General features: G+C 54.4%; 8 protein-coding genes, 1 tRNA gene and 1 pseudogene. 4 read left to right on the plus strand and 6 right to left on the minus strand.

The window, feature by feature from the left end; genetic code table 11:
• A partial coding sequence (locus NZM04_09340; protein ID MCS7064225.1) for a glycosyltransferase family 4 protein occupies positions 1-680 on the minus strand: 680 nt, incomplete at its 3' end.
• Between the two features lie 6 nt (positions 681-686).
• Positions 687-1,802, minus strand: coding sequence for a hypothetical protein (locus tag NZM04_09345; GenBank protein ID MCS7064226.1), 1,116 nt, complete (start codon positions 1,800-1,802; stop codon positions 687-689).
• Positions 1,803-1,864: 62 nt separating this feature from the next.
• On the opposite strand from NZM04_09345, the gene NZM04_09350 reads away from it, so the two are divergent.
• Together NZM04_09350 and NZM04_09355 are read left to right on the plus strand one after the other, a co-directional pair.
• Positions 1,865-2,341: a tRNA (cytidine(34)-2'-O)-methyltransferase gene (locus NZM04_09350; GenBank protein MCS7064227.1), complete on the plus strand. Its 477-nt coding sequence runs from the start codon at positions 1,865-1,867 to the stop codon at positions 2,339-2,341.
• 37 nt (positions 2,342-2,378) lie between these two features.
• A tRNA-Leu gene (locus NZM04_09355) sits at positions 2,379-2,459 on the plus strand.
• A 23-nt stretch (positions 2,460-2,482) separates the two neighbouring features.
• Here the strand turns inward: NZM04_09355 and phnE are convergent.
• The 3 genes from phnE to NZM04_09370 are packed head-to-tail and all read right to left on the minus strand — an operon-like array spanning position 2,483 to position 4,994.
• Positions 2,483-3,316, minus strand: coding sequence for a phosphonate ABC transporter, permease protein PhnE (phnE, locus tag NZM04_09360; protein MCS7064228.1), 834 nt, complete (start codon positions 3,314-3,316; stop codon positions 2,483-2,485).
• Positions 3,313-4,077 (minus strand): ATP-binding cassette domain-containing protein, encoded by a 765-nt coding sequence (locus NZM04_09365; protein MCS7064229.1) that lies wholly within the window; start codon positions 4,075-4,077, stop codon positions 3,313-3,315. The genes phnE and NZM04_09365 overlap by 4 nt, the downstream gene beginning before the upstream one ends.
• Entirely contained in the window at positions 4,074-4,994 is a 921-nt protein-coding gene (locus NZM04_09370) for a PhnD/SsuA/transferrin family substrate-binding protein (GenBank protein MCS7064230.1), read from the minus strand. The genes NZM04_09365 and NZM04_09370 overlap by 4 nt, the downstream gene beginning before the upstream one ends.
• An 87-nt stretch (positions 4,995-5,081) precedes the next feature.
• Here NZM04_09370 and NZM04_09375 point away from each other — a divergent pair, with 87 nt between their 5' ends.
• Positions 5,082-5,852 (plus strand): TlyA family RNA methyltransferase, encoded by a 771-nt coding sequence (locus NZM04_09375; GenBank protein MCS7064231.1) that lies wholly within the window; start codon positions 5,082-5,084, stop codon positions 5,850-5,852.
• 185 nt (positions 5,853-6,037) lie between these two features.
• A pseudogene (locus tag NZM04_09380) lies at positions 6,038-6,457 on the plus strand (filamentous hemagglutinin N-terminal domain-containing protein).
• A gap of 3,989 nt (positions 6,458-10,446) precedes the next feature.
• Here NZM04_09380 and NZM04_09385 read toward each other — a convergent pair.
• Positions 10,447-10,632, minus strand: a 186-nt coding sequence (locus tag NZM04_09385) for a hypothetical protein (GenBank protein ID MCS7064232.1), incomplete at its 5' end; no start/stop codon positions are given.

Below are 10,632 nucleotides of genomic sequence, written 5' to 3' on the forward strand. Positions count from 1 at the left end.
CGAAGCGAGAGGGTCGCGTGTTTTTTTAGAACAAACGCCATCGCTTCGATAAGGCGATCGTAGCCTTTCCATCCGACAAGCCGTCCTGATGCAAAAATGGTGTGACAGCTTTTTATATACGGCTCGGCGGGTGAGAAGAAATCTGTATCCACGGGGTTGGGAATACACGGCGGTCTGACGCCTATTTTTTTTTTCGCTCGCTCCGCAATCGGTGCGCTCACAGCAAAAGCTGCATCTACAAATCGATAAAACTTCTCGCACCCGAAGAAATAGTCTTCGCCATGAAAGCCCATGACGATAAACGGCCGACGAGTCGCCTTTTTCTTCCAATAGGCGGCCAGCGGCCAATCGAAAGGCTTCGAGAGCAAAATCACGTCGAAGTTTTCCCGAAGCCACTCCTTTCGCGTCGTCCACCCAAAATGCAGTCTCTGCACAAGGCGTTGAAAACGTGTTCCGAGATCGGGGATATGCTGCGTCTCAACATAATCGTGCAGCCGTAGCGAAAGTGAAGTCCGTCGATGGATACGACCGTATTTAGGTCTTCCACCGTAGAGAACGACTTCGTGGCCGAGCTGTTGCCATGCTTCACCGATAGTGAAAGCGAACGTCTCAATTCCTCCGACTTCTGGCGCCCCCGGCAAATCAAAGGTGGCATTCGGAAGAAAAATGCCGATTTTCATGATCCCCTACTCCGCTTCGGAGGCGACCTGTCGAAAAGTAAGGACTTCTTTACCGAACTCTGGATCCCCTGCATGCGGAGGATCGTTCAGAATTTCTTCATATGCAGCAAGACCACTCTCGACAGCGACGAGATTGTCTTGTTGGCTCTTGATCCTGATCGGGCGCCGTATGAAAATCGACTGACGATCGCCTTTGTGGGATTCGGTCGTGCTCGTAAGCTTTACCCAAGCGTAGTAAGTATCATCGATTTTTCTCAAAGCTTGAAGCGGCGCGACAATTTCCCGTGTCCGAGGAAGAGCTTCCACAGGAACTTCAGCTGTCGCGCCGATACGATAAACCCCGTCAGGATTTGGAACGTGCAAGATGAGTTTCCCCGTCGGAGAAAGTGTGAAGCAGGCAGACGCGACTTTGTTATCAGCATCGGGAAGATAGACCGCAATGTTTTTCTCTGGAAGTTGATCAAGCTGCTGCCGGCTAAAATAATTTTCCGGAATTTCGACGCCCAGCGTCCGCACAGAGTGAATCGTTAAAAGCGGTTGTTGAGGTTTGGGTGTGGCGCCGTCTGTAATATGATAATCTATAACCCCCTCGATGGGTGCAACGAGCGAGCGCTCTGCATATTTTTGACGTGCCTGGATAAGCTCTGTCTCGGCCTGAATCAATCGCTCTCGAAGTGCATCCAGGACTTGAGCGTTACTGCCAGTGACAGCGTAGATTGCCGAGGCGTGATCATGCGTGGCCTGCAATAACGCATAGCGTTTTTCTGCTTCACGGAGCTTGTGTTTCTCTTGTGAGTTTTCTAACTCCGCTACAACCTCACCTGCTTTCACTACATCGCCCGTCTTACAAATGAGCTTCACGGTGGTGTTTTCCCCAGGATGGTAAAGAGTGACTCGATTCGTAGAGATGAGCGGCAATGCTATCCGACGTTGATTGGAAAATGGCGGCCAAGGTTCTTCTTTGACGAGATAAGTTTCAAAATCTCGAGAGTCCTCCTGCTCCGCCGTTGTCTCTGCTACTCGGTTGGAGGTAAAAATCTTAAACCCCATATAGCCCAGTCCGACGAAACAAAAGCACAGCACAAGGAGCAACACGACTCGGATGCCGTGGGACTTTTTCATTGCATTAATCATATCATGAAGCTGAAAGAAGCGATAATGTCAAAAAAACTTTGCTTATCGATATGGTGCACGTGGTATTAATCGCACCGGAGATTCCCCCGAATACTGGCAACATCGGGCGGTTGTGCATGGCTGCGGGAGCGCGTCTGCACTTGATTGAGCCGATCGGTTTTAGGCTCGACGATCGAGCGTTGACACGCGCAGGGTTAGATTACTGGCAGCATCTGGATTGGCGCCTTTGGAGCTCGTGGGAGGCGTTTATTGAATCAGATGTTTGTAAGGGGCGTTATTTTTTCATCGAAAACACAGATGCCGTGCCGACGGAGTCATTGTGGGCGGTGAAGTTTCAAAAAAACGATTGCTTGATCTTTGGGCGTGAGAGCAAAGGAATCCCGCCGCGGCTATTAAAATCAGGGATAGGTCGCGTGGTGCACATTCCAATGTTTCATGATCACGCGCGGTCACTCAACTTATCGAATGCAGTGGCGATTGGTTTATACGAGGCACTTCGGCAAATCGTCTGCCATAAGGCTGATTGACGCGTGGCGTTGGCATCCTATTATACACTCTAACGTTGCGCTCGTGGCGAAATGGCAGACGCGCTAGATTCAGGTTCTAGTGGGGCAACCCATGGGAGTTCAAGTCTCCCCGAGCGCATAGATGATGGCGGGTTCGTTATCCTAGCGGCGATGAACAGGAAGATTCATTTTACCGCGGAGCCACTCTCCAAGCACATCGAGAAGAATAACGAGAAATAGGAGAAAAATTAACACGGCCGAAACCTTCGTCCATTGGTAATAGTCTTGATACACATTCAAAAGCATTCCAAGTCCACCAGCACCGACATAACCGATAATTGAAGCAGAACGAATGTTGTATTCCAACATCCACAATGCTTGACTCCAAAGAAGAGGTTTAAGCATAGGCCACAACCCGTATTGCAGCGCTTGAATCGGATGCGCCCCCATTCCCCTCAGAGAATAAGCCACAGACAAATCCACCGACTCAATTGCGTCAGAATAAAATTTTCCAAGGTAGCCGACCGAATAAACTGTCAACGCCGCCACACCGGCCCAAGGTGTTATCCCCCATATTGCTACTGCGACGATCGCCCACAAAAGGCTTGGCACAGTGCGAATCCCGTTCAAAAACATTCTCAAAGTGAATGATACCCACATTGGAGCCACGTTCCTCGAGGCCCCAAGAGCTATCGGCAATGACAACACAAAAGCCACCATCGTTGCAATCACTGCAATACGCATCGTCTCTCCCAAGGCTGTCACAAACTCCGGCCATATAGAAAAATCCGGTGGCCAAAGCCTCGCGCCAAATCTTGCCACGTTCGCAAGCCAATCCGTCGCCCTCTCGTCATACGGCATCTGCCACAACGACGTAAAAAAAATGATCAGAAATATCAACCCCACACCGTGTAGCACCGTTAGCCTCTTCCACCAAGGTTTTAAGGACGTTTGACGTCGTGTGTTGTAGATAACTCGGATCGCCTCTTTTTTCATACTCTATCCCTCACCTGCCTCAAATGCCAGCCCTCCGGATTAATTGGATCCAGACTAAGTGCAAGATCAGCAAACCGTGTGACTAAATCAGCCTGATGCAACACACAAAACACCGATCGCCCGCGCTCTGCTGCTTCTTGCTTTAGATACCCCAACACCCGCCCAGTCAAATACGCATCCAAGTTCGCCACAGGTTCATCCGCCAAATAAAGCTCGGGATCATGCAAAATAGCGCGTGCCAAAGCCACCCGCTGCTGTTCCCCACCAGAAATTTCCCCGACTCGCTTATACAACGTCCCCTCTAAGCCAAGCGTCTCAATTATTTTCAAAGCCCGTTCCTTTTCACAACGCGGCACCCCACACAAGGTCCGCCACCAAGGCCAGCGATGCAACGCACCCGCCGCTACGTTATCCAGCACCGTCGCCTGGGGCACAAGTTGTAAATTCTGAAACACAATCCCCACATGATCGCGATACTCCAGCGGATTCTCCACTCTTCCAACGGCATCCTGATAGACTATCTCCCCCTCATCCAGTTCTAACATTCCTGCAAGACACTGCATCAGACTGCTCTTTCCAACCCCAGAAGGTCCCACGACTGCTACGAACGTCCCTCGATTTATTTCTAAATTTAAATGGCGAAACAACCACCGCCCCCCTCTCCTACATCCCGCATTTTTTACTCTAATCTGATACACATCCCCATTCCCCTTCCCAATATTATGCACTCTCCCGTCGCTGTCCCTCCCATCACTGCTCATGGCTTCTGCCCAATCATCTCCAGCATCTGCAGCAAACTTCGCACATGTTCCTCTCCGTCTACTGCTACGAGCGCTCCTGCAAACGCTCGATCTCGTAGCGCTACCCACTCTACTTCATTCAACCGCATCAAAGCTGCCCGCAGCGCAGCTCGCTCCTCCTCCGCCAACCCCGCACGCATTACAATCAAATGCGTCGGCACGGGCCCCTGTCGCGCCAATATCCGCAACTTTTCTTTCTGCTCCTTCGTCAAATGCTTATCCCCCTCCATTACATAGTCACTGACAGCCGCAGCTTCCACCTGCCCGTTTAACAACCGCTCGATCGCCGACACATAACCCGTTCCAAAATACACATTCCCCACCCCGAAAAATTCCTCCGCCTTTCCCCCATACCGCAACCTGCCTGTCTGCACCAAATTCGCCAACGGCACCAGATAACCTGACGTGCTCGTTCTCGAAGCAAAACACACCGGCTTCCCCCTCAATTCATCCACACTCCGATAACTCGCATCCGCACGCACCACCCATACACTCTCATAAAACATCCTGCCCTTCACCTCCTGCCCAAGTTCCGCCACCACACCGCCTTCTCGCGAGCCCTGCAAATACTCCAACGCACTCACATAAGCCGCATCCAGGCTCCCATTTCTTAACCCCTCAAACACCACTCCTCCAGCCGTAGGCACCACCACCTCCACCTCACGGCCTGCAATCTGCCTGAGCGCTACCTCAAGCCCCTGCCTCACCTCAAACATACTCTCCGGATTTTTATCCGCCTTCAATGCTATCCGCCACCGTTTATCCACCGCGCCCCCCTCACGCTCCCCTTCTCCACCACGAAAACACCCTGCTAACACCCCTGCCCACATAATCGCACCCACCAGAAAACAAAAAATCCATCTCATCCACTTCACCATAATGAGAATCATTCTCAAATGCAAGCCCTCCTTTCTCTCGCTCCACTTGCCCCACTATTGTAAAATTAATACCCCTATCCCACCTACATGCCGCCCTCATCACCCCACTCAAAAAAACGCCTCGATCTCCTTCTCTGCGAAATCGGCCTCGCCCCGTCACGCGAAAAAGCTCAAGCCTACATCCTCGCCGGCGAGGTCCTCGTCAACGGCCAACCCGTCACCAAACCCTCCCACCTCTGCTCCTCTCACGACTCTCTCACCCTTCGCACCCCCGACCGCTACGTCAGCCGCGGCGGTTACAAACTCGAAGCCGCCCTAGACCACTTCAAACTCGACCTCTCAAATACCCGCGTCCTCGACATCGGCGCCTCAACCGGCGGCTTCACCGATTGCGCCCTCCAACACGGCGCCACCCACGTCGTCGCCCTCGACGTCGGTCGCAACCAAATCGCCTGGAAACTCCGCCAAGATCCCCGCGTCACTATCCTAGAAAAAATCAATGCCCGCTTCCTCTCCCCTTCCCTTTTCCCAGCTCAACTCTTACCTTTTGACGTCATCCTAATGGACGTCTCCTTCATCTCTCAAAAACTCATCTGGCCCACACTCCCACCCCTCATCCGCAACGGCGGCTCTATCGTTACCCTGATCAAACCTCAATTCGAAGCCAGCCCCCAAGAGGTGAGTCAGGGCGGTATTGTAAAAGACATCTCCGTTCACAATCGGATCATATCGGAGATCACCACCTTCATCCATTCCCTCAACACCTTCCACATCCGCGGCGTCATCCCTTCTCCCATACTCGGTAAAGAAGGTAACCAAGAATATCTTCTCTGTGCTCAGAAAAACACTTCTAGTTAATTCTTGGTATCAGTAGTGCTGCTAATCCATTGCCGTGCCCCCTCATGAGTCCATTTTTTGCATCTCTATACAAACTCGTAAAATTTTTACACAAGTGCATAAAATTTAAATATAAATGTAAGTTTTTACGTTTATATGCTTTTTTACTTGATTTTGCGTCTTTTATTATGTATAAGCCTCATGATATGGCGATTGCAAAATCTAAACCTATCAAGATTTTCTTTCGCCACATCCCCTTATTCTTCTTCGTCCCCATACTACAAATTCACTTTCTTCCTACCCTCTACGCATCACCCCTTCCCACAGGACATCAAATCATCCATGGCGAAGCAACTATTGCCTATACAGAAAAAGAATTAAATATTGTCAGTCATTCCAATAAAACTATTTCTCAGTGGGAATCTTTTAACATACACGACGGATATCGAGTCAACTTCTCTCTACCCTCCCCAGACTCCATATACCTAAACCGCGTCGTAGGATCTTACCCATCACTAATTAACGGCCTGCTCACTTCCAACGGATCCGTATACCTCATCAACCCAAACGGTATCCTAGTCGGCCCAAACGGCACCATTCTCACCCACGGAGGCCTCCTCTCCACCTTAGATGTCGCCAACGATCACTTCCTACAAAACGAACAACCCCTTTCCTTCACAAGTCTCAACCCCTCTTCCATCCACGTTCTAGGAAAAATCCACTCCAGCGGCGAAACATTCACCCTCCTCTCCCCATCCATCCAAATCGCCGAATCTGCCTCAATCCAAGCACCCAACGGCCACGTCCAAATCGCCTCTACCGACCAAGCCACTCTCCTCGTTCGCCCCGACTCCCAGCCACACACCTACATCCGCATCAACACCACCCCCACCCAAGGAGACCTCCAAATCTCTGGCTCCATCACCGCCCAAGACATCTCCATCCTCGCCTCCGGCAATCCCTACGCTCATGCCATCCACATCCATCCCCAAGCCCATATCACTGCCCTAGGCACAGAAAACCGCGGCGGCCGCATCTGGCTCTATTCCCCACACGGAGCCATCCTCCAACAAGGCCAACTCCTCGCCCCATCCGGCGAAATCCACCTCCTCTCCCCACGCAATAAAATTACCCAATCCGGCACCCTCGACGCCTCTGCTCCATCCACCGACTCCACGCCAATCCGCCGCGCCACCTCCGTTCGCGGCGGCCTCATAGATATCCTCGCCGACGAAATCGAGCTCACCGCACTCGCCCGCCTCCTCGCTCGCGGCCAAGCCGGCGGTGGCACCATCCGCGTCGGCGGCTCTTGGCAAGGCAACGACCGCACCCTACCCCACGCCCGCAACATCACAGTCCAAAAAAGCGCCCTACTCGATGCCTCCTCTCTCCAATCCGGACACGGCGGCACGATCGTCGTCTGGGCTGACCACACCAATCGTTGCCACGGCACCCTCCTTGCCCTCGGCGCAGAAACCGGCGACGGCGGCCGCATCGAAATCTCAGGCCTGCGCTCCCTCGACTTCTCCGGCCATGTCTCCACCCACTCCCCAAGCGGCCACCATGGCCTTCTCCTCCTTGACCCCTTCGACGTCGAAATCCTCAACATCCCACCCACCTATCCCCCCGGACTCAATCCCCAAGACCCCATCTGGAGCTCCGATGAAGATCCCTCCATCACTACCCTCTCCGCCTCCACCCTCGAATCACTCCTAAAAGAAAACACCGTCCACATCGAAGCCAAAAACAACCTCACCCTCCGCGCCCCCCTCTCCTGGCAAACCTCCTCCGGCCTCTCCCTCATCGCCGGCAACGACCTCTCCATCCTTGCTCCCATCACCCAATCCGCTCCCAATTCCTTCAGCCTCGGCATCCACCTCACCGCAGACTCCGACGATAACGGCCAAGGCACCCTCTCCATCCTCGCACCCATCACCCAATCCCACGGTGAACTCAATCTCACCGCCGCTAAAATCCTCATCCAAGCCCCCCTCTCCGTCCCCAACCCCCAAGGCACCATCAACGCCCTAGCCCTTCACGATACCATCTCCACACACTCCTCCACCACACCTCTCCTCCTTGCCGACTACATCGACCTCGCCGCCCATCGCGGCATCCACGGCCCCACCCCCAACGACCCCCTCCCCATCCAAGCCTCCCTCCAAATCCAAGCCACCATCGAAAACCAAGGCGACCTCCGCCTCCTCAACCACGCCCCCGGCTACCCCAACGACCTCATCTTCATCGAATCCCTACTCGCCCCCCAAGGCTCCATCCACTTCACCCAAAAAGGCGGCAAAAGCCTCTACATCGGCAACACCGACCTCTCCCACGCCATCAAAGCCAAGCAAAACCTCACCCTCATCCTCGAATCCGACCCAGAAAAAAACAAAATCCCCCACCTCATCATCCACCGCTCCATCCATGCAGACGGCCACCTCCTCGCCTCCTCCCACGGCAACATCACCATAAACCCCACCGCCACTGTCGGCACACCTCTCTCCACCGGCGGCAACGTCACCCTCGCTATCGGCCAAGCCAACGAAGCCGCCTTCGCCCAAGCCACCCTCACCAACAACGGCACCATCGAATCCGGCGGCCACCTCCACATCCACGCCGCCAAAGAAAACAACGTCACCCTCGGAAAAACAAAGATCGCCAAACAAATCCACCTCAAACCCTCCCTTCTCACCCCCTCGCCCAACAACTCCTCAGACCCCCCGCCCCCCCACAACTCAAACGACAACGCCCAAGCCTCCAACAGCCACCACTCCTCCTCTAGCTCCCACCACCGATCTAGCTCCCTCTCCTCCTCATCCTCCGCATCTTCCAGCTCCTCCAGCCGTATCGAACACTTCCGCAGCGACTTCTCCCGCTCCTCACAAAGCTCCAGCTCCCTCTTCTCCTCCGCCATCTCCCAAGCCAGCTCCTCCTCCTCATCCCACTTCAGCTCCCGCTACAGCCACTCCCAATCCCAATCCGGCCCCCTCTCCAGCGAAGCCCGCTCCAGCAGCTCCCAATCCCACAGCCGCGCCAGCTCCTCCTCCCAAAGCAACTTCTCCCACCACCAACACTCCGCCTCCAGCAGCTCCTCTAGCTACTTCCGCTCCCAATACCCCACCTTCAGCCTACCCCCATCCGCCTCCCAACAATCCTCCAGCCCCGCCCTCGCCCTCTCCAGCCCCCCCTCACCCCCTCGCCTCAACAACACCCCCACCCCCACCCCCACCCCCCTCACCACCGAACTCCCCCACCCCCAACGCCACACCCTCGCCCACGACCCCAACAAACTCTGGATCTACCCCAGCTACACCGACACCATCACCCTCTCCTCAGAATTCCTCTACCCCGACTCTGCCATCTCCCTTGGCCTACGCCCCACCTCCCTATCCATCAACGAACTCCCCCCAAGCCTCTCCCTCGCCCTTTCCCCCGCCATCCGCAACCTCCTCGCCGAATCCATCTACCAAGCCGACCTCGACGACTCCCTCCCCGAGCCTGACCGCACCCCACCACCCCTCCGACGCCGCCAATCCCTCATGCGTCCCCCTCCCTCTGCTGTCGAGCCCCTCCCCGAGCGCCCATCCAATCCTCGCACGTCCAGCCGCCCCACTCCCGCACCAGACTCCACCATCGAGAAAAAAGATCCACCCCCACCCCAAGCCCCCCCTCAACCGCCACCTCCAACCGCCTCTCCCACCCCCGACTACGGCTCCGGCGTCGTCTTGAGCGACGACGGCACCACGGTCCCTCTTGACCCCAGCACCATCCCCCCTGCCCTTCAAAACGCCATCTCCCGCGCCATCTACGCTGCCCTCCTCGAAGCCATCACGGCCGACGACTACCACCCCGCCCACTGGCGCCCGCACGAACACCTCCCCACCACTGCAAACCAACACCCCATACCCTCTCACCCGCCTCCACCCGAAAAGACCAAGCCTCATAATCTCACATTAAACTAAACCCCAAAACGTGAAGCACGCTTCCAGCTCAAAAAAAAACGTGCCGCTGGCTGCTTCTCTACCCAAACAGACCCAATAGACCCACAAGTCCCCCACTCCCAATCGTTGCACCCCTATCTGGGAGTTCCACCCCAACCAATTGCCAACCCGCCTTCTAAGTCCCTGCATGCCTGCCTAGCAATCTGTGGCGATGCAAAGGATCGCTTGCTTTGTTCAGAATGACACTAAGTCTACGTCCGTTACCAAGTCCACGTCTGCTAAAAACTCATCTACAGCAAGCCTTCTGACTCCTTGATTTTCTTCTTTTGCCGCTACCATTTCACTATTCCGTCCTCTTCTTCCCTGCGATGCAAGCCATCGAGCGGTCTCAAAATATGCTGCAGCGGGGGAATAGGTGGTAGTTTGTTGTCATTTCCTAGTCCTGAAAATCAGAAGGCTGGCCTTTCACCGTATTATTTCTTCACCGTAGGACCTCTTATGAAGGGACAGGGCGCTCTTAGTATTTTTTTTCACTGCTTTTCGGAGTCGGAAAGGGCTGGTTTTTGACGTCGGTCGTCTGCCTTCTTTCTTTAGAGTCGGGTGAGTTTGATAGTTTGGTTTTGCTCAATGAGGAGGGGGGCGTCTTCATCGCGCTTTGGGATGTGTGGGGATGGCTATTTTGTGGGTGGTGTTTTGGCTTTTTTTTGGTAGGGTGGTGGGATGCTGGAAGGTGTGAGTCCTTGGTGGTGGGTGGTGGCGGCGGGGTTGTGTGAGGTGGTGTATGCGGTGGTGATGCCGCAGACGCAGGGGTTTACGCGGTTGTGGCCTTCGTTGTTTACGTTGGCTTTTATTGCGGCGAG

The sequence above is a fragment of the Candidatus Methylacidiphilales bacterium genome, assembly GCA_025056655.1.
In the GTDB taxonomy this organism is placed as follows: domain Bacteria; phylum Verrucomicrobiota; class Verrucomicrobiia; order Methylacidiphilales; family JANWVL01; genus JANWVL01.

What these genes read in the sequence shown, in the direction of transcription:
- NZM04_09350 (MCS7064227.1), top strand. Translation starts at nt 1,865, where the DNA reads ATGGTGCACGTGGTATTAATCGCACCGGAGATTCCCCCGAATACTGGC.
- NZM04_09345 (MCS7064226.1), bottom strand. Translation starts at nt 1,802, where the DNA reads ATGAAAAAGTCCCACGGCATCCGAGTCGTGTTGCTCCTTGTGCTGTGC.
- NZM04_09365 (MCS7064229.1), bottom strand. Translation starts at nt 4,077, where the DNA reads ATGAGCAGTGATGGGAGGGACAGCGACGGGAGAGTGCATAATATTGGG.
- NZM04_09370 (MCS7064230.1), bottom strand. Translation starts at nt 4,994, where the DNA reads ATGGTGAAGTGGATGAGATGGATTTTTTGTTTTCTGGTGGGTGCGATT.
- NZM04_09375 (MCS7064231.1), top strand. Translation starts at nt 5,082, where the DNA reads ATGCCGCCCTCATCACCCCACTCAAAAAAACGCCTCGATCTCCTTCTC.
- phnE (MCS7064228.1), bottom strand. Translation starts at nt 3,316, where the DNA reads ATGAAAAAAGAGGCGATCCGAGTTATCTACAACACACGACGTCAAACG.